The organism is Curvibacter gracilis ATCC BAA-807 (assembly GCF_000518645.1).
Taxonomy (GTDB): Bacteria; Pseudomonadota; Gammaproteobacteria; order Burkholderiales; family Burkholderiaceae_C; genus Curvibacter; species Curvibacter gracilis.
In genome coordinates this window covers 29,598-48,790 of record NZ_JADZ01000039.1, presented here as the reverse complement: position 1 = coordinate 48,790, position 19,193 = coordinate 29,598, and the positions used below count along the sequence as shown (strand labels likewise).

The 19,193-nt window shown below is 64.8% G+C and carries 19 protein-coding genes; 11 read left to right on the top strand and 8 right to left on the bottom strand.

Going from position 1 to position 19,193, the window contains the following annotated elements; genetic code table 11:
* Window positions 1-182 precede the first annotated feature (182 nt).
* The 6 genes from L880_RS0123150 to L880_RS0123130 form a co-directional block, all read right to left on the bottom strand.
* Window positions 183-947 carry a class II glutamine amidotransferase gene (locus tag L880_RS0123150; RefSeq protein ID WP_027477689.1) on the bottom strand — a complete coding sequence of 255 codons (765 nt, stop codon included), beginning with the start codon at window positions 945-947 and terminating at the stop codon, window positions 183-185.
* Between the two features lie 3 nt (window positions 948-950).
* Window positions 951-2,450, bottom strand: coding sequence for an MFS transporter (locus L880_RS0123145; RefSeq protein ID WP_027477688.1), 1,500 nt, complete (start codon window positions 2,448-2,450; stop codon window positions 951-953).
* 2 nt (window positions 2,451-2,452) lie between these two features.
* A complete protein-coding gene (locus L880_RS35860; RefSeq protein ID WP_157463037.1) occupies window positions 2,453-2,620 on the bottom strand; it encodes a tautomerase family protein in 168 nt (55 codons plus the stop codon).
* A 78-nt stretch (window positions 2,621-2,698) separates the two neighbouring features.
* Window positions 2,699-2,944, bottom strand: a complete 246-nt coding sequence (locus tag L880_RS35175; RefSeq protein WP_084461573.1) for a cysteine-rich CWC family protein — start codon at window positions 2,942-2,944, stop codon at window positions 2,699-2,701.
* A gap of 109 nt (window positions 2,945-3,053) precedes the next feature.
* The gene (locus L880_RS0123135; protein ID WP_027477687.1) at window positions 3,054-5,237 is read right to left on the bottom strand and encodes a malate synthase G; all 2,184 of its coding nucleotides are present in this window, start codon (window positions 5,235-5,237) and stop codon (window positions 3,054-3,056) included.
* An 82-nt stretch (window positions 5,238-5,319) separates the two neighbouring features.
* A complete protein-coding gene (locus tag L880_RS0123130) occupies window positions 5,320-6,036 on the bottom strand; it encodes a haloacid dehalogenase type II (protein ID WP_027477686.1) in 717 nt (238 codons plus the stop codon).
* Between the two features lie 233 nt (window positions 6,037-6,269).
* Between L880_RS0123130 and L880_RS0123125 the strand changes: the two genes are divergently transcribed.
* The 4 genes from L880_RS0123125 to L880_RS0123110 all read left to right on the top strand — a co-directional run bounded on the left by L880_RS0123125 (window position 6,270) and on the right by L880_RS0123110 (window position 10,097).
* Window positions 6,270-7,190, top strand: coding sequence for a LysR family transcriptional regulator (locus L880_RS0123125; RefSeq protein WP_027477685.1), 921 nt, complete (start codon window positions 6,270-6,272; stop codon window positions 7,188-7,190).
* A gap of 63 nt (window positions 7,191-7,253) precedes the next feature.
* Window positions 7,254-7,700 (top strand): DUF2214 family protein, encoded by a 447-nt coding sequence (locus L880_RS0123120; RefSeq protein ID WP_027477684.1) that lies wholly within the window; start codon window positions 7,254-7,256, stop codon window positions 7,698-7,700.
* Window positions 7,701-7,707: 7 nt separating this feature from the next.
* Window positions 7,708-8,523, top strand: coding sequence for a ChbG/HpnK family deacetylase (locus L880_RS0123115; RefSeq protein WP_027477683.1), 816 nt, complete (start codon window positions 7,708-7,710; stop codon window positions 8,521-8,523).
* Between the two features lie 29 nt (window positions 8,524-8,552).
* Window positions 8,553-10,097 carry an ArnT family glycosyltransferase gene (locus tag L880_RS0123110; protein ID WP_027477682.1) on the top strand — a complete coding sequence of 515 codons (1,545 nt, stop codon included), beginning with the start codon at window positions 8,553-8,555 and terminating at the stop codon, window positions 10,095-10,097.
* Window positions 10,098-10,121: 24 nt separating this feature from the next.
* Here the strand turns inward: L880_RS0123110 and L880_RS0123105 are convergent, their stop codons facing one another.
* Both L880_RS0123105 and L880_RS33250 read right to left on the bottom strand, forming a co-directional pair.
* On the bottom strand, window positions 10,122-11,090 hold the full coding sequence (locus L880_RS0123105) for a glycosyltransferase family 2 protein (protein WP_027477681.1): 969 nt from the start codon (window positions 11,088-11,090) through the stop codon (window positions 10,122-10,124).
* A gap of 61 nt (window positions 11,091-11,151) precedes the next feature.
* The gene (locus L880_RS33250; protein ID WP_043330342.1) at window positions 11,152-11,439 is read right to left on the bottom strand and encodes a PsiF family protein; all 288 of its coding nucleotides are present in this window, start codon (window positions 11,437-11,439) and stop codon (window positions 11,152-11,154) included.
* Between the two features lie 133 nt (window positions 11,440-11,572).
* Between L880_RS33250 and argS the strand changes: the two genes are divergently transcribed.
* The 7 genes from argS (at window position 11,573) to L880_RS0123065 (ending at window position 19,192) form a co-directional block, all read left to right on the top strand.
* Window positions 11,573-13,246, top strand: a complete 1,674-nt coding sequence (gene argS, locus L880_RS0123095; protein WP_027477680.1) for an arginine--tRNA ligase — start codon at window positions 11,573-11,575, stop codon at window positions 13,244-13,246.
* 8 nt (window positions 13,247-13,254) lie between these two features.
* On the top strand, window positions 13,255-13,989 hold the full coding sequence (locus L880_RS0123090; protein WP_031256771.1) for an SPOR domain-containing protein: 735 nt from the start codon (window positions 13,255-13,257) through the stop codon (window positions 13,987-13,989).
* Between the two features lie 96 nt (window positions 13,990-14,085).
* A complete protein-coding gene (locus tag L880_RS0123085) occupies window positions 14,086-14,739 on the top strand; it encodes a thiol:disulfide interchange protein DsbA/DsbL (protein WP_019578072.1) in 654 nt (217 codons plus the stop codon).
* Between the two features lie 107 nt (window positions 14,740-14,846).
* Entirely contained in the window at window positions 14,847-15,491 is a 645-nt protein-coding gene (lptA, locus tag L880_RS0123080; protein ID WP_027477679.1) for a lipopolysaccharide transport periplasmic protein LptA, read from the top strand.
* Complete coding sequence (gene lptB, locus L880_RS0123075; RefSeq protein WP_019578070.1) at window positions 15,488-16,258, top strand: LPS export ABC transporter ATP-binding protein; 771 nt, start codon at window positions 15,488-15,490, stop codon at window positions 16,256-16,258. Before lptA ends, lptB begins: the two co-directional genes overlap by 4 nt.
* 2 nt (window positions 16,259-16,260) lie before the next feature.
* A complete protein-coding gene (locus tag L880_RS0123070) occupies window positions 16,261-17,844 on the top strand; it encodes an RNA polymerase factor sigma-54 (protein ID WP_027477678.1) in 1,584 nt (527 codons plus the stop codon).
* A 64-nt stretch (window positions 17,845-17,908) separates the two neighbouring features.
* Entirely contained in the window at window positions 17,909-19,192 is a 1,284-nt protein-coding gene (locus L880_RS0123065; protein WP_051107598.1) for a THUMP domain-containing class I SAM-dependent RNA methyltransferase, read from the top strand.
* Window position 19,193 lies beyond the last annotated feature (1 nt).

The window sequence follows — 19,193 nt, the reverse complement described above, 5'->3', positions numbered from 1 at the left end:
GTTTTGTCTTTGCGGAATCGAAAATGCAATACGCTCATCCGCCAACCTGCCCACGCTGCCCAATTTGAGCTGCCCCTGCTGACTTCGCAACCCGCACGCCGTGCTGAGTACGCAGGGTCGGCTGATCTCCTAGGCCGTCAAGTTGTCCGCTATCAACCTCAATACCCTGCCAAGAAGGCCCTTCAAGCCACGGCCAAGCCATCCACAAAGACCTTCAACTCACCCTGCCGGAACTCGACCCAGGATTCGTCTCTGGTTAAGGGCTCGGTGACGATGACTGCAGCACGGTCGCCCGGTGATGTACAGGTCGTCCAGTCGATGCTGATGTCCTCGTCAGCCAGTGTCGATTGCCCGAACGGCGCCGACCGTTCTAGGTAGTGCAAGCGCGTGGAGGCATGAGCCCAAAGGGCTTCGCCGTTGGACAGCAAGAAATTGAAGGTACCGTGTTTGGCAATGCGGGGAGCTAGCTCGCGCAAGGTGATCGTGAGCTCTTCTACAGAGGGCACGTTCGCATGCGATTTCGCCAGTTCCTGCATGATCCAGCAGAAGGCCAATTCACTGTCTGTGCTGCCAACTGGGCGGAAATGCCCGTGCAGCCTGGGCGAGAAATCCTTCAGATCACCGTTGTGGGCGAAGACCCAATACCGACCCCACAGCTCGCGCACGAAGGGATGGCAGTTCTGCAGATTCACGGCACCTTGCGTGGCTTTGCGGATGTGCGCTATGACATTGCGGCTTTTGATCGGGTAGCGTCGGATCAGCTGTGCGACCGCTGACTCGGCTGCTGGCTCATGATCCACAAAGTGGCGCAGCCCACGTCCCTCAAAGAAGGCGATCCCCCATCCGTCTGAGTGATGATCGGTACGCCCGCCGCGCTGGGAAAAGCCTGAAAAGGAAAATGTCACGTCGGTCGGGACGTTGCAGTTCATACCCAGCAATTGGCACATGGATCAGTGGTCCTTTGGATTCTTGTTGTTCGTGGCGTCGGGCGCTTCGCGCAACTGCCAGGCCGCAGCCATGGCGAGCAGACACAAGGCTGCAAGCAGCATAAAGACTTCGTCGAAGGCCGCCACCCGGGCTGCGCTGGTGACGGGGTTGCTCAAGGAGTCGCCGTGGGCTGCCAGCCGCCATTCGAGCACGATGCCACACAGGCTGACGCCAGCAGCACCGCCGAGCATGCGCAAGAAATTGATGCTGCTTGCGCCTTGGGGAATCAAAGCCTTGGACAAAGGGCGCATGGCCCCCAGGTTCAATGAGGGAAGGATGAAGCCCAATCCCACTCGTCCGAGGACGGCCAGCAGGGCGAGTTGCCAAAGAGCAGATTCCAAGGTCAGCACCACCATCAACGCGAAGGACGCGGCCAGCAAAGCCAAGCCAATGCTGACCAGCCAGTAGGTGGGTTGTTTGTCCGCCATGCGCCCCACCACCGCAATGGTTCCCGCGAGAACAAAGCCGGCGGGTAGCAAGATGGTGCCGACGTGAGAGGCCGAAATGTGCAGCGCCAATTGCATGTAGACAGGCAGCAGGTAGGTGGATCCGAACAAGGCCGTACCGTAAATCACGGCCACAATGCTGCCCATGGCAAATTGCCTGTAGCTGAACAGATGAAGATTCATCAGCGCCTCGCCGCCGCGTTGGGCGATACGGCGTTCCCACCAGATGAACAGGAACAAGGAAGCCAGGGCGGCCAGTAGCAGCATGACGGCTTGCAGACCTGACCCTCCTCGCAGATCGACCAGCCCGTTGAGCAGACACAGCGTGCCCACACTGCCCAGAAGCAGGCCACGCCAATCCAATCCCGCACCACTGCGGTTGGCGGCAACCCCACCGGGTGCCGTGGTCGGCACGAAGCGATGGGCCATCCACAAAGAGGCCAGGCAAAACGGCACGACCATGAAGAAAATGGAGCGCCACCCAAAAAGGTCGACCAGAATCCCGCCAATGCTGGGCCCAATGGCCGGTGCCAGCACCACCCCCATGCCAAAGATGCCGCTGGCCCGTCCTTGCTCATGCGGCGCAAAGGCGCGCAAGATGATGATGGCCGGGATCGGTTGAACAATGCCCGCGGCCAGACCTTCTGCCACCCGCGCGCCCAACACCAATGGGTAGACCTGGGCAAAGCCGCCTACAACGCCGCCGACCAGCAGCAGAGCCACAGCACCCGAATAGGTCCTTCGGTAGCCATACCTTGCCAGCAACCAGGGCGTGGTCAGCATGGACACGGTCATGGCCACCATGAATCCTGAACTCACCCATTGAGCCCGTTCCTGGCCCAGTGAGAAATGGTGGCTCATGGCCGGAATCGCCACATTGACGATGGTGGACGACATGATCGATGCCATCGTGCCGATCATCACAGACAGCAGCAACAACCACCGATACCGTTCCCCATAGCGTTCGCGCAAGGCCTGGGTGTGCAGCTCGTCTGCACTCGCGAGAGGGGCCGACATCCTTACTTCCTGCCGATCAGTCGCGCGCTTCGGGTCTTGGTGATGATCCCATCCACAGCCTCGGCTTCTCCGCCCAAGACCTCTCCCCTCACCCGGGTGACTTTAGCCACCAGCTTCGTATTGGGATTGATGGTGCGGCCTTCCATCATTTCCACGTGATCAGTGGGCATCGTGTGAATTGCTTGGGTTTCGAAAGGCTCAAATCATAGAAGGAATGAAACACGCGGGTGATCCGCCTTTGCGATCCCTTAGCCCGGCGCCTCAGACGGGTCGATCGGTGCATCCACTTGCGGCTGCATATGTGCGCATCGCGCGCAAATGCAGCGCAAGCCTCTTTCTTCTGCAGGCAAGCGCGCAAGAACATCTGCACCGATCGGGGTGCTCATGCACCAACACGCAGAGGCATTGCCCTGGCAGGCGCCGCATTCGTTGGGCTGACCGCACAGAGGGCACAGGTCAGCGCGCAGGGGTTCGGGTGGCAGGCTCGCAGTCATCACCGCATTGTGCCCTTCTGATCGCCCGGCCTGCTGGGCTGCCAGGCCAAAAAAAAGGGGCACCGAAGGTGCCCCTATTGGCAGTTCACGCCCCCATGGGGCGAAAGGTTCAGGCTTGTGCCTTCACCTTGAGACGCCAGGCGTGCAGCAGCGGCTCAGTGTAGCCACTGGGTTGCACCAAGCCCTTGAACACCAGATCCAGAGCGGCCTGGAAGGCCGCGCCTTGCGGGTTGGCGGCCAGGCTGATGTAAAGCGGGTCGCCAGCGTTCTGGGCATCCACCACGGCTGCCATGCGTGTGAATGTCTCGCGCACCTGGGCTTCCGTGACCACGCCATGCAGCAGCCAGTTGGCGATGTGCTGGCTGCTGATGCGCAGCGTCGCACGGTCTTCCATCAGGCCCACGTTGTGGATGTCGGGCACCTTGGAGCAGCCGACGCCCTGGTCCACCCAGCGCACCACGTAGCCCAGGATGCCTTGAACGTTGTTGTCGAGCTCTTGCTGCTTGTCGGCTTCGCTCCAGTTGGCCTGGGCGGCCACCGGAATGGTCAGCAGGTCATTCATCAGCGATTCGGGGTCTTGGCCCGATTGCTCGATGTCGGACTGCACCTGCGCCACATTGATCTGTTGGTAGTGCAGGGCGTGCAAGGTGGCTGCGGTGGGCGAAGGCACCCAGGCTGTGTTGGCACCCGCCTTGGGGTGGCCGATCTTCTGCTCGAGCATCGCGGCCATCAGATCCGGCATGGCCCACATGCCCTTGCCGATCTGGGCGCGGCCACGCAGGCCACACTGCAAACCGATCAGCACGTTGCGGCGCTCGTAGGCGGCGATCCAGGCGCTGCCCTTGATGTCTCCCTTGCGCAGCATCGGGCCGGCCTGCATGGCGGTGTGCATCTCGTCACCCGTGCGATCCAGGAAGCCGGTGTTGATGAAGGCCACGCGGCTGGCCGCTGCGGCAATGCAGGCCTTCAGGTTGACGCTGGTGCGGCGCTCTTCGTCCATGATGCCCAGCTTGACGGTGCTGTCGGGCAGGCCCAGCAGCTTTTCGACGCGGCTGAACAGCTCGCTGGCGAAAGCCACTTCTGCCGGGCCGTGCATCTTCGGCTTCACGATGTAGACGCTGCCGGTGCGGCTGTTGCGGATGCCGTTGGCGCCATGGCCTTGCAGGTCGTGTAGCGCGATGGCCGTGGTCACCACCGCGTCCATGATGCCTTCCGGGATCTCCTGGTTGTTGCCATACAGGATGGCGGGGTTTGTCATCAGGTGGCCCACATTGCGCAGGAACATCAGCGAACGACCATGCAGGCGCACCTCACCGCCCTTGGCGCCGGTGTACACGCGGTCGGGGTTCAGGCCACGTGTGAAGGTCTTGCCGCCCTTGCTCACTTCTTCGGTCAGCGTGCCTTTCAGGATGCCCAGCCAGTTGCTGTAAGCCAGCACCTTGTCGTCGGCGTCCACGGCGGCCACCGAGTCTTCCAGGTCGAGGATGGTGGAGAGTGCGGCTTCCAGCACCACATCGCTCACGCCGGCCGCATCGCTCTTGCCGATGGCCGTGTTGCGATTGATCTGGATGCCCAGATGATTGCCATTGCGCTTGAGCAGGATGGCGCTGGGGCTGGCGGCATCGCCCTGGTAGCCCACGAATTGCGCGGTGTCCTGCAGGGGGGTGTCGCTGCCATTGCTCAGCTTGACCAGCAGTTGGCCATTCACCACCTGGTAGGCCACGGCATCCTTGTGCGAGCCATTGGCCAGGGGGGCCGAGGTGTCCAGCACCTGGCGGGCAAAGGCGATCACCTTGGCGCCGCGCACGGGGTTGTAGCCCGAGCCCTTTTCGGCGCCATCGGTTTCAGGAATGGCGTCCGTACCGTACAGAGCGTCATACAGGCTGCCCCAGCGTGCGTTGGCGGCGTTGAGCGCATAGCGTGCATTGAGGATGGGCACCACCAGTTGGGGGCCGGCCTGCAGCGCCAGTTCGGCGTCCACGTTGGTGGTTGTGGCCTTGGCCTGCACGGGCTGTGCAGCCAGGTAGCCGATCTTTTCCAGGAAGCCACGGTAGGCCGGCATGTCGGTGATGGGGCCCGGGTGGGCCTTGTGCCAGGCGTCCAGCTCGGTCTGCAGGCGGTCGCGTTCGGCCAGCAGCGCCACATTCTTCGGGGCGAGGTCGGTAACGATGGCGTCAAAGCCTTGCCAGAAGGTGTCGCTGCTGACGCCGGTGCCCGGCAGAACTTGGTCGTTGACAAAGTTGTACAGCGAGGTGGCGACTTGCAGGCCGTGAACGAGGGTGCGTGCGGTCATGGTGAGGTCCTTGGGTTGAAAGTGAACGAGAAACAAAAATCGGGTGCGTGGTATGCCAGGCCATCCGGCGTGTAGCGGGGCGTCAGCCTGACGGAAAAAACGACAGCACGGCTTGCAGGCTGGTGCCGGTCCGGGTGGGTGGGGGGCCAATCTGTTCCGCTGGCCGATCGTGGCGGTTCACCCACAGCGTGTTGTAGCCGAACCAGGTGGCCCCCAGGGCATCCCAGCTGTTGCCGCTGACGAACAGCGTGTCGCGTGCCGCCACCCCCGTGGCTTTCGGGCCCAGGGCATAGGCATCGGGGTGGGGCTTGTACCGGCGCACCGCATCCACACTGATGATGTGGTCCAGCCAACTTGCCAGCCCGGCACTGCGCACGGCCACCGCCAGCATCTCGGGGTCGCCATTGGACAGGATGCCTGTGACGACCCCCTGCGTCTTGAGCGCCTGCAGCACCTCCCGGTTTTCGGGAAAGGCGCTCAAGGCGCGGTACTGGTTCATCAGCCGCAACTCCTGTGCCTCACTCAGCGTCAGGCCCAGATGGGCTGCGGCATAGCGCAGCGCGGCCTGGGTCAAGGCCCAGAACGGTTGGTAGTGGGCTCCGCCGTCGCAGGTCAGCAGTTGCGTGTACTCAATCTGTTTGTCGCGCCACAGCCGGCTCAGGGCATCCCCTTTGCCGGCATACAGCTGCTCGGCCAGCAGACTCACGCTGTAGACATCGAACAAGGTGCCGAACGCGTCAAACAGCACCGCCTTGGGCGGGCCGAAGGCGGGTGCAGGTGAGGCGCGACGTTTGTCCATGCTCAGACTTTATTCCACACTTAGACAATCATTAATAACTTGAAAATAGATTTATTTGTGACAAATTAAGATGTAATCTGCGCGATGCCAGCCCCTTACCCACTCGGCAGGGCGGCGGATGCCACCGTCGCAGCGCTTGGCGTGGCTTGTTGCGTCAAATTCGAATCGAATTTGACGGTAATAAGGGTTTTATCGGCTGAGGCTTTGACTTTTTGTAACGTAATCTGAGGCCCATGGACAAACTCAAGCAGATGGAGTCATTCGTGTCGGTGGCCACCCGGGGCAGCCTGACCGCCGCCGCCAATGCCGAAGGGGTGGCGCCCGCCATCATGGGGCGTCGGCTGGATGCGCTCGAAGAGCGCCTGGGCGTGAAGCTGCTCATGCGCACCACCCGCCGCATCACCCTCACCCATGAGGGCAGCGCCTTTCTCGAGGACTGCCAGCGCGTGCTGGCCGATGTGGCCAATGCCGAGGCCAGCGTCAGTGCCGGCGGCGTCAAGGCCAGCGGGCATTTGCGCATCACCGCCCCGGCCGGCTTCGGGCGTCGGCATGTCGCACCCCTGGTGCCGCGCTTTCGCGCCCAGCATGCCGAGGTCACGATCTCCCTCAACCTCAGCGATCGGGTGGTCGACCTGGCCGGCGAGGGTTATGACTGTGCGGTCCGGGTGGGCGATCTGCCCGACTCCTCCCTGGTCAGCGTGCGCATGGCCGACAACCGGCGCCTGTGCGTGGCCACGCCGGACTACCTGCAGCGCCACGGAACACCCCAACACCCCTCTGAACTATCCCGTTTCGATTGCCTGACCTTGTCGAGCGATGCCTCGCAGACCCGCGGCTGGGCCTTTCGCCTGCCCAAGGACGGCGGCTTCGAGTTGGTGCACCTCAAGCCAGGGGGGCCCCTGGACTGTTCGGATGGGCAGGTTCTGCACGACTGGTGCCTGGCCGGCTACGGCGTGGCGTGGCGCAGCACCTGGGAGGTTGAAACCGAAATCGCCCAGGGTCGCCTGGTGACCTTGCTGGACGAGTTTGCAGCGCCGCCCAACGGCATTTACGCCGTCTTTCCACAACGTAAACACCTGCCGCTGCGCGTACGTCTTTGGATCGATTTCCTCAAGCACAATTACGGCCAGCCCGATTACTGGAAGGTGTCCTGATCTTCCCGCTGCCTGGCGCCCCCTGAGGCGCAGGCCGGCCCTGGGCTGGAGAAAGACCTTTCCATGACCCTCGAAGCCCTGCTGGCCAGCTTTCATCTGCTGGCCATCCTGACCCTGGTGGTGTTCCTGTCTAGCGAGGCCGCCCTGTGCCGCCCCGAATGGCTGAATGCCGCCGTGGTCGAACGCCTGCCCCGGGTGGATCTGTTTTACGGGCTCGCCGTCGCGCTGGTACTGATCACCGGGCTGGCCAGGGTCTTCCTGGGCATCAAGGGCGCCGCCTGGTATGGCCCGCAACCCTTGTTGCATCTGAAACTGGGCCTGTTTGCCGCCATGGGCCTGCTGTCCATTTCACCCAGCCTGGCATTTCGCCGCTGGCGTCGTGAGTGCCGAGCCACCGGGGTGTTGCCCGATGCGGCCGAAGTGCGCCGGGTGCGGCGCCTGGTGATGTGGCAGGCCCATCTGTTTCCCATCATCCCGGTGCTCGCGGTGTTCTGGGCGCGGGGTTGGTGAGTCCAGCATGAAGTCCGTCATTCTCTGTGCCGACGATTACGCCCTCAACGAGAGCGTGTCGCTCGGCATCGTCGCCCTGGCCGAAGCCGGGCGCCTCAGTGCCACCAGCGTCATGACGCTGTCGCCGCGCTGGGCCATGGACGCGGCCGTGCTGGCCCCCTGGCGTGGCCGCATCGATGTGGGGCTGCACCTGGACTGGACCAGCGAATTCGCCCTGGCCGCTGGACACGGGGCGCCGCTGGGCGCTCTGATGCGCCGCAGTTGCTGGCCCGGGCTGGCGCCCGCCCAGGTGCGTGCTGAGGTGCAGCGCCAGTTGGACTGCTTTGAACAACACTGGGGTGCGCCGCCCGATCACGTGGACGGCCACCAGCACGTGCAGCAATTCCCAGGCATTCGCCAGGCCGTGGTCGACATCCTGGCTCAGCGTTATCCCATCGGCCCGCGTCCCTATCTGCGTATTTCGCGTCCGGTTGCCCGGCAGGGCGGGCTCAAGGGGCGGGTGATTGCGGCCATGGGCGCCAGTGCCTTGCAGCGGCTGGCCCAGTCCCACGGGCTGGCTGCTGCCCCTTTTCTGTCGGGCATCGACGATTTCAAGTCTGATGTGGCTGGCTACGCCCAAAGCATGTCGCGCTGGCTGGCCGAGGCACCTGAGGCCTGTCTCATCATGTGCCACCCGGCCCAGGCCGCCGAGCCGGGCGACGAGATCGGCCCGGCCCGGCTGCGTGAGTGGAGCTACCTGTCCAGCCCGGTCTTTGCGGCGGCACTGCGGCAGGCCCAGGTGCAGCTCGCCCGAGGCCAGACTCTTTTTGCGCCCACGCCTTGAGCGCGGGCCCCATCCTCCCGGAACCTAACGTGACCGAACGACAAAAATCCTGGGCCGGGCTGGCCCTTTTTTGGGGCCTGCTGCTGCTGTTGGCCGCCCTGCGTCCATTGGCCGTGCCTGATGAGGGCCGCTATGGCGAAATCGGGCGCTGGATGCTGCAAAGCGGGGACTGGATCATTCCACGCCTCGATGGCATTCCCTTTTTCCACAAGCCGCCGTTGCTGCATTGGCTCAATGCCAGCCTGATGGCCGTGCTGGGGGTGCATGCCTGGGTGGCCCGACTGGGGCCGGCCCTGCATGCCGGCCTGATGTTGCTGGTGCTGTACCTGGTGCTGCGCCGAACCCCGCCCTTGCCCGGGCTCAGCAGTGAGCGATTGGCCCAGCGTGCCACCTGGGTGCTGGGCAGCAGCCTCGCCTTTCTGATTGGCGGTCAGTACGTCAACCATGACATGCTGGTGGCCTGCTGGATCGGGGTTGCCATCTGGGCATTTGCGTTGGCCTTTCTGCAATCCAGCGACCGTGTGCCCGACCCATGGCTGGCCCGCGCCGGCTTTGTCGCCTGCGGCCTGGGTGTGTTGAGCAAGGGGCTGATCGGTGTGGTGCTGCCGGGCCTGGTGCTGTTCCTCTGGCTGTTCCAGACCCGGCAATGGCACAAGGTGCTGCGCCTGCCCTGGCTCAGCGGTCTGGCCTTGTTCGGCTTGATCGCCGTGCCCTGGTTTGTGCTGGCCGAACGCCGGGCGCCGGGCCTGCTGGCCTATCTGTTCGGAGACCAGCAGTTCAACCGCTACACCGCCACCACCTTCAACAACGGGCGACCCTGGTGGTTCTACCTGGCCGGCCTGTTCCTGCTGATGTTCCCCTGGACCTTTCTGGTGCTGCCTCAGGTGCTGGCCTGGTTGCGCCGCCGGGCCTTGCCTTTGCCCGCCGGCTTGGGGCCCTGGGTCTCGCTGGCCTGGATCTGGCTGGTGGCCATCATCGGCTTCTTCTCGGTGCCACATTCCAAATTGATCGGTTACGCCTTGCCGGTGATGCCCCCCCTGGCCTTCCTGGCCGCCCTGGGGTTTGAGCAGACGCTGGCCCGCCGATCCCACGCCGGGCGCTATTTCGGGGGCCTGCTGGCCTTGGCGTTGCTGGTGGCGTGCGGGGTGGAAGTGGCTGCCGCCCGCTACACCGAACGCCGTGGCAGCGCCGATGTGGCCGCGGCGCTGGCCTGTCAGATGGCGCCTTCCGACACCGTGCTGGCTGCCGGCGATTTCCCCTATGACCTGCCTTTCGTGGCCCGGCTGCCGCAGGCCATGGTCGTGATCCAGGACTGGGAGTTGCAGCGCCGCGAGGCCGGGGACAACTGGCGCCGTGAGCTGTTCGAGGGGGCCGATTTCGACCGCCAGGCAGGCCAGGTTCTGCAGGGCCCGGACACCTTGGTCCAAGCCGCCCAGAAGCCGGGCCAGTGGCTGGTGGCCCCCCGTGGATTCGAGGTGACGGGCTTTGCGACTGTCTTTGAAGGGCGGGCCTGGGTTCTGTACCGCAGCCCGAGCACGGTGGCCGGTGCGGGTTTGCCGTCGTGTCGGAGATAGCCGGACCGCGAGCCCTGACTTCGTTCAGGCCTGAGGGGGCGGCAGCCCCTGGCCGTGTCGGGCCTTCATCAGGTAGGTGGGGCGGCGCTTCACTTCTTCGTAGATGCGCCCGATGTACTCGGCCAGCACACCAATCGACAAGATCTGAATGCCGCTGAGCAGCATCATGCCGGCGGCCAGCGTGGCGTAGCCCGGCACATCGATGCCGTACACAAAGTACGACACCACCACCCACAGGCCATAGCTGAGCGAGGCCAGCGAAATCAGCAGCCCCACCACCGCCAGGGCCCGCAAGGGCAATGACGAAAACGCCACCAAGCCTGTCAGGGCCAGAGAGGCCGCGCTGCGCAGGCCAAAGCTGCTTTGGCCATCGGTGCGTGGCAGGGGCTCGTATTCGAGGGCCGTGCTGTTGAAGCCCACCCAGGCATACAGGCCTTTCATGAAGCGGTTGCGCTCGGGCAAGGTCTTGATGGCTTCCACCACGGCCCGGTCCATGAGCCGGAAGTCTCCGGCATTGGGCGGAATCTTCACCCGGTTGTTGTGGTTCACCAGGGTGTAGAACAGGCCGGCCAGGTTGGCATGCAGCCGGGTCTGGTCGTCGCGGGTCTTGCGCACGGCGTACACCACGTCCATGCCTTCGCGCCAGCGCTGCAGCATCTGGGCCATCAGCGACACCGGGTGCTGGCCATCCGAATCCATGAGGATCACCACCTCGCCGCGGGCGGCCTCCATGCCGGCGGTCAGGGCGGCCTCTTTGCCAAAATTGCGTGACAGATCGATCAGTACCACTTCAGGGTGCTGGCGGGTCAATTCGATGGCCGCCGCTGCGGTCTGATCACGGCTGCCGTCGTTCACGATCACCACCTCCACCTGGGGTGACAGGGCGCGCAAGGCCTCCAGAACCTGGGGCACGAAGCGGCCCAGGTTGCCGGCCTCGTTGTAGGCCGGCATCACGCAGGAAATGGACGGGGTGGTGGTGGCTCGATCAAGCATGGCCGCGATTATCGATCAGCGGCGTGGCGGCCGGCAGCCCCCGCAGAGCGCAACCCCGGGGTCAGGACGCCTTTTTCGGCTTGCGCAGGCACTCGCTCATGAAGGCCTTGCGTTCGCTGCCCGGGCGACCCGTGGCCTTGAAGTCGGCGCTGCAGCGCGACATCCGGTTTTGCGGCTTGGCCTGTGCCCCATCGCCTGCCTCGGCTGCCTTGCCCTGGGCCAGTGCGGGCGTGGCGACCAGGCTCAGCGCCAGGCCTGCGCCCAGGGCGCAGGCGCGGAGGAGTGAAGGCCAGGCATGGCGGGCAGGTGACGGGGCCGGTGCGCCTGGAGCGGAGAACATCTTGGACATGGTGCAAACTCCCTTGGAATGGTGGGACGCCGGCGGCGCCCTGCCCAAGATTCGACGCTGAAACCACCTTGTTCTGGCCTCCATGCACCCAGGTGTCCGCGCCGTTCAGGCACCGCCCCGTAAAATCACCCCCATGCTTTCTGTCAAACACGATTTGCTCGCTGCGCTGGCGGCCGAGCTCGAGAAACTCTCCCCCGGTGCCGGTGCCAAGGCGGTCTTCGAGTCCCCCAAGGTGGCGGCGCACGGCGATTTCGCCTGCACCGCGGCCATGCAACTGGCCAAGCCCCTCAAGCTCAACCCGCGCCAGGTGGCCGAATCCCTCAAGTCGGCCCTGATGGCCACCCCGGCCTGGGCGCAGTGGGTCGACGCCATCGAGATCGCTGGCCCGGGCTTCCTGAACGTCCGCCTCAAGCCGGCGGCCAAGCAGGAGGTGGTGCGCGAGGTGCTCCAGGCTGGCGAGCAGTTCGGCTGGCAGTCGGCACGCAACGAGCGCGTGCTGGTCGAGTTTGTCTCGGCCAACCCGACCGGCCCGCTGCACGTGGGGCATGGGCGCCAGGCCGCCCTCGGCGACGCCATCTGCAACCTGTTCCAGACCCAGGGCTGGGATGTCTGGCGCGAGTTCTATTACAACGACGCCGGCGTGCAGATCCAGACCCTGGCCAACAGCACCCAGTGCCGTGCCAAGGGCCTCAAGCCCGGGGACGCCGGCTGGCCCGAGTCGGCCTACAACGGCGACTACATCGGTGACATCGCCACCGATTTCCTGGCCGGCAAGACCGTCAAGTCGGACGACCGTGAGTTCACCGGCAGCGGCGATGCCGACGATCTGGACGGCATCCGGCAGTTCGCCGTGGCCTACCTGCGCCATGAGCAAGACCTGGATCTCAAGGCCTTCCAGGTCAAGTTCGACAACTACTACCTCGAGTCCAGCCTGTACACCAGCGGCCGGGTGGAGGCGGCGGTCAACAAACTGATCGCAGCCGGCAAGACCTACGAGCAAGACGGTGCCCTGTGGCTCAAGTCCACCGATTACGGCGACGACAAGGACCGCGTCATGCGCAAGTCCGACGGCACCTACACCTACTTCGTGCCTGATGTGGCCTACCACATCACCAAGTTCGAGCGCGGCTTCGGCAAGGTGGTCAACATCCAGGGCACAGACCACCATGGCACCATCGCCCGGGTGCGCGCCGGCCTGCAGGCGGCCAATGTGGGCATTCCCCAGGGCTACCCCGACTACGTGCTGCACACCATGGTGCGCGTCATGCGCGGTGGCGAAGAGGTCAAGATCTCCAAGCGCGCCGGCAGCTATGTCACGCTGCGCGACCTGATCGAATGGACCAGCAAGGATGCGGTCCGCTTCTTCCTGTTGTCGCGCAAACCCGACACCGAATACATCTTCGACATCGATCTGGCCCTGGCGCAGAACAACGACAACCCGGTCTATTACGTGCAGTACGCCCACGCCCGCATCTGCTCGGTGCTGGCGGCCTGGGGCGGGGATGTGGCCTCGCTGGCCAGTGTCGATCTGTCGCCACTCGAAGGCCCTCAGGCCCAGGCGCTGATGCTGCAACTGGCCAAGTACCCCGACATGCTCACGGCGGCCGCGCAGGATTTTGCGCCCCATGATGTGACTTTTTACCTGCGCGACCTCGCGGCCAGCTACCACAGCTACTACGATGCCGAGCGCATCCTGGTCGATGATGAGCCGGTCAAGCTGGCGCGTCTGGCGCTGGTCGCGGCCACGGCCCGGGTGCTGCACAATGGTCTGGCTGTGCTGGGCGTATCGGCACCTTCGAAAATGTGAGCGACAACATGAAAAGACAAGGCGGCGGGACCTTTCTGGGTCTGGTGCTCGGGATCGTTCTGGGCTTGGGGGTGGCGTTGGCCGTGGCGGTCTATGTGACCAAGGTGCCGGTGCCTTTCCTGAACAAGGGCCAGACCCGCTCGGCCGACCAGGACGCCGCCGAGGCACGCAAGAACAAGGACTGGGATCCCAACTCCCCCTTGTACGGCAAGAACCCCGCGCGCCAGTCTTCGGGCGGCGCCGTGGGCGCCGATGCCTCTTCCGATGCGGCCAAGGCCGACGACAAGTCTTCCAAGCCGGACAGCCGGGCGGATGCCAAGCCTGACAGCAAGGCCGACGCGAAAGCCGATGCCAAGCCTGACAAGCCCGATGTGCGCGCCGACAAGGCCGATCGCCCGGATGTCAAACCCGTCACCAAGGGCAGCGACACCAAGGCCGCCACCTCGTCGGATCCGCTGGGTGATCTGGCCAAGGCCAAGGCGGCGGCCTCCAGCTCGGGTGTCGATCCTTTCGACTACTACGTGCAGGCCGGTGCCTACCGCACCAATGAGGATGCCGAAACCCAGAAGGCCAAGCTGGCCATGATGGGCTGGGAAGCCCGTGTCACCGAACGCGAGCAGGCTGGCCGCACCGTGTTCCGGGTGCGGGTGGGCCCCTTCTCCAAGCGGGATGACGCTGAACGCATCAAGGAAAAGCTCGACAACGCCGGCCTCGACACCACCATGGTGCGGGTGCAGCGCTGAGTTCGGGGCTGAAGGCGTCAACTTCCAAGCCGTGAACTTTTTGGTGTCCGCTCCTTCTGAGTGACGTGACCCCCCCCTTTTGAAAGAGGCTTTCTGATGAAACGTCGTGATTTTTCGCTGGCCCTGGCGGCCACTTCCACCGCCGCCGCGGGCCTGCTGGGCACCTCGTCGGCCCAGGCTCAGGCAGCCTTCAAGGCCGGCAAGGACTTTGTGGCCTTGAGCACGGCCGCCCCCGTCGATGCGCCGGCTGATCGCATCGAGGTGGTGGAGTTCTTCTCTTACAACTGCCCGCACTGCGCCCACTTCGAGCCCGAGCTGGAAGCCTGGCTCAAGAAGCTGCCCAAGGACGTGGTCTTCCGGCGCCTGCCGGTGCCCTTCCTGGCGGACTTCGAGCCCAAGCAGCGCATGTATTACGCGCTGGAGGCCATGGGCAAGGTCGACGAGCTGCAGCTCAAGGTGTTCAACGCCATCCATACCGAACACCTCAAGGTGGTGGGCGACGCTGCCATCATCGATTGGGTGGCCAAGCAAGGGGTGGACAAGGCCAAGTTCACCGAGTTCTTCAAGTCCTTCTCGGTCACGGGCAAGGCCACACGCGCCAAGCAACTCGTCGACGCCTACAAGCTCGACGGCGTGCCCGCCATGGGCGTGGCTGGCCGCTTCGTCACCGACGGCACCATGGCCGGTGGCATGACCCGCGCCTTGCAGGTCACCGATTTCCTGATCGCCGAAGCGCGCAAGTCGCGCTGAGCTGTCCACGGTCGCTGAAGCAGCCCGCCTCGTGCGGGCTTTTTCTTGCCCCTGTCGGCGAACCGGGCGCATGCATCGGTACAATCAATTGCAAGAACCATGCCTTTATGAAACCTGCTTTTGTATCCTCATTGCTGATCGCGTTGGCCTTTGGGCTGGCCCCGCAGGCCTGGGCCGAGCGCGCTGACCGCAGCAAGCCCATGAACATCGAGTCGGACATCCTGCGCCACGATGATCTCAAGCAGGTGAGCGTGTTCACGGGCCGGGTCGTCATGACCAAGGGCACCATCATCATCCGTGGCGCCCGCCTGGATGTGCGCCAGGACGCCGAAGGCTACCAGTACGGGGTGGTGACAGCCGAGCCCGGCATGCGTGCCTTCTTCCGCCAGAAGCGCGATGGCGGCGAGGAATACATTGAAGGCGAGGGCGAGACCATCGAATACGACGGCCGCGCCGACAACGTCAAGTTCATCAAACGCGCCGAACTGCGGCGCTACCAGGGCACCACCCTCAATGACCAGGTCACGGGCGATGTGATCGTCTATGACAACGTCACCGATGTCTTCAACGTGGACGGTGCCCGTCAGGCGCGCAATGTGAGTCCCGCCAACCCTTCGGGCAACCGAGTGCGGGCCATGCTGTCGCCGCGCAATGCGGCCGCCCAGGACGGTGCCCGGCCCGAAGCAGCCAGCCCGGCCAATGTGGCCCCAGCCCTGCGGCCCTCCGGCGCACTCTCGGGGGACAAGCCTTGAGCGCTGCGGACCTGACAGAAGGCATCACCAGCCGCCTGGAGGCACGCCACCTGCGCAAGGCCTACGGCAGCCGCAAGGTGGTCAAGGACGTGTCGCTCTCGGTTGACAAAGGTGAGGTCGTGGGCCTGCTGGGCCCCAATGGCGCCGGCAAGACCACCTCGTTCTACATGATCGTCGGGCTGGTGCGCTCCGATGCGGGCGAGATCCTCATGGATGGCCAGCAAGTGGGTCACATGCCCATCCACCGCCGTTCGCGCCTGGGCCTGAGCTACCTGCCGCAAGAGGCTTCGATCTTCCGCAAGCTGTCGGTGGCCGAGAACGTGCAGGCCGTGCTGGAGCTGCAACAGGACGAGGAAGGGCGCCCGCTGGGCAAGGCGGTGATCGCCGAGCGGCTTGACGCCCTGCTGCAAGACCTGCGGGTGGAGCACCTGCGCGATTCCCCCGCACTGGCTTTGTCGGGGGGCGAGCGGCGGCGTGTCGAGATCGCCCGGGCCCTGGCCACCCAGCCACGCTTCATCTTGCTGGACGAGCCTTTCGCCGGTATCGATCCGATCGCGGTGATCGAGATCCAGCGCATTGTCGGGTTTCTCAAGTCGCGCGGCATCGGTGTGTTGATCACCGACCACAACGTGCGTGAAACCCTGGGCATCTGCGACCACGCTTTCATCATCAGTGATGGCCATGTGCTGGCCAAGGGCACCCCGTCCGAGATCGTGGAGAACGCCGATGTCCGGCGTGTCTACCTCGGCGAGCACTTTCGAATGTGAGCATGAAACAGGGTTTATCGCTTCGCGTTTCGCAGCATCTGGCGCTCACGCCGCAATTGCAGCAGTCGATCCGGCTGCTTCAGCTTTCCACGCTGGAGCTGAGCCAGGAAGTCGACCAGATGCTCGACGAGAACCCCTTCCTGGAGCTCTCCACCGAAGAAGCCGCACGCGAGGAGTTCGGCCTGGCGCAGGCCGATGTACCGGCGCGTGACGACGAGGTGTCGTCCTTCGACGAGCTGCCGGCCTCGGCGCCCAAGGAGCAGGCGGCGGCCACCGAAACCAGCACCGCAGAGCTCGACCCGGCGCCCAGTGCCCTCGAAGACGAGCCCACCTGGGACGGTGACGGCCAGGTCGAGATGGCCCCCGACGACAGCGAATGGGGTGGTGATGCCCCCCCCAGCCGCAACAACCTGGGTGAAGACGGCGAAGTCGATGCCACCGAGCTGGCGCGCAGCCAGGAGTCATTGCAGCAGTTTCTGCACCGCCAGGCCCTGGCGCTGCGCCTGTCGCCCGAGGATTCGGCCGCGCTGCGCTTCCTGATCGAGTCGCTCAACGACGACGGCTACCTCGAAGACCCGCTGGAAGATCTGGCCCGTGGGCTGGCCGGTGACGATCTGGAGCAGGTGGAAGAGCTGGTGCACCACTTCACCGTGGCGTTGCGCCTGTTGCAAAGCCTGGAGCCTGTCGGGGTCGGGGCCCGCGATCTGCGCGAATGCCTGAGCCTGCAACTGCGCCAGCTCCAGTCCGATGAAGGCGGCGTGGACGACATCCTGCCCGACACCCTGGAGGTGGCCATCAAGCTGTGCGGGCAGTCCCTGGAGCTGCTGGCGCGGCGCGACATCAAGCGCCTGCAGCAGCTGTGCGGCGAAAGCGATGAGCGCATCCGTGCTGCGCTCAGCCTGCTGACCCGGCTGGAACCCAAGCCGGGCCGCCGCTTTGTCGATGTCGAGCGCAACATCATCGTGCCCGATGTCATCGTCACCAAGATCGGGCGCGGGGCCCAGGTGCGCTTCCGGGTGCAGCTCAATGCCGATGTCATGCCCCGTCTCAAAGTGCATGACATCTATGCCAGCGCCTTGCGCTCGCACAAGGGCGAAGGCCATGCGGCGCTGCAGCAGCGGCTGCAGGAGGCGCGTTGGTTCATCAAGAACATCCAGCAGCGCTTCGACACCATCTTGCGCGTGTCCAACGCCATCGTGGAGCGGCAGAAGAACTTCTTCGTGCATGGCGAGCTGGCCATGCGCCCGCTGGTCCTGCGTGAAATCGCCGACGAACTGGGCCTGCACGAGTCCACCATCAGCCGCGTCACCACGGCCAAGTACATGGGCACGCCCTTTGGCACCTTCGAGCTAAAGTACTTCTTCGGCTCGGCCCTGGGCACCGAGACGGGGGGCAACGCCTCCAGCACCGCGGTGCGGGCGCTGATCAAGCAATTCGTGGCCTCCGAGAGCGCGAAAAAGCCTTTGTCCGATAACCAGATTTCTGAAATGCTCAAGGAGCAGGGCATTGAATGCGCGCGCCGCACCGTGGCCAAATACCGCGAAGCGCTGCGCATCGCCCCTGCCAACCTGAGAAAAGCCCTCTGACCCTGTCTTGCGCACGGCGCGGCGCCTGGGTCAGCGTTCGTCGGTCGTGCCGGAGTGAAACACCGTGAACCAATTGCAACTTTTCATGCCCTGCGCCGCCGGCGTCGAGGGCTTTCTGGCCGATGAGGTCCACCGCATCACGGGGCTCACCGGGGAGGATCTGCTGACCGGTCGGGGCGGCGTGCTGGCGCGGGCCTCCTGGCGCGACGCCATGAAGCTCAACCTGCACAGCCGGCTCACCCAGCGTGTGCTGGTGCAACTGTCCCACACCGGCTACCGCAGCGAGCGCGACCTGTACGAGGCCGCCAGCAACGTGGCCTGGGAAATCTGGTTCACCACCCGGCAAACCTTCAAGATCGAGATCACGGCCCAGCACAGCCCGCTGACCAGCCTCAATTTTGCGGCGCTCAAGGTCAAGGACGCGATCGCCGACCGCTTCCGCCACAAGACCGGGGTGCGCCCTGACGTGAACACGCAGTGGCCCGATGTGCGCATCTATGTGCACCTGACCACCGACACCGCCACCCTGTACATCGACACCTCGGGCGAGCCCCTGTTCAAGCGCGGCTGGCGCGAGGACAAGGGCGATGCGCCGCTGAAGGAAACACTGGCGGCCGCCATGATCGCCGCCAGCGGCTGGGACCCGCTGGGTGACGCCCCGCTGCCCCTGTACGACCCCTGCTGCGGCAGCGGCACCATCGCCATCGAGGCGGCCCAGATGGCCTGCAACATGGCGGCGGGCGCCCAGCGCCGCTTTGGTTTCGAGAAACTGCTGCCCTTCCAGTCGCATGTCTGGAATGCCCTGCTGGGCGAAGCCCGGGCCGCCGAACGGGCGCCCACTGTGCCCGTGTTCGGCAGCGATGTGGCCTTCCGCATGGTCGACTTTGCCCAGCGCAACGCCGAGCGTGCCGGCGTGGCCCATGCCGTGCAGTTGCGCGGTGGCGATGCCTTGCAGCGCATGCCGCCTTGCGAGCAGCCCGGTGTGATGCTGCTCAACCCGCCGTATGGTGAGCGCATCGAGGCGGCCGGTGTGGCGGGGCAGCGCGCCAGCCAGCGCGCGCCGCGTGGCGGCCGCGAAACCGCCCAGACCGAAGATGGTGGCGAGTTCTTCGTGCAGTTGGCCAGCCATTGGAAGAAGAACTACGCCGGCTGGCAGGCCTGGATGCTGACCCCCGACCTCAAGCTGCCCGGCCGCATGCGGCTCAAGGAGTCGCGCCGGGTGCCCATGTGGAATGGCCCCATCGAATGCCGCCTGTTCCGCTTCGACCTGGTCCGCGGCAGCGTGCGCGACAAGCCCGCCCGCCCCGAGGCCTCCGGCCCTGCGGGTGACGCGCCACAGGGGGCCTGAA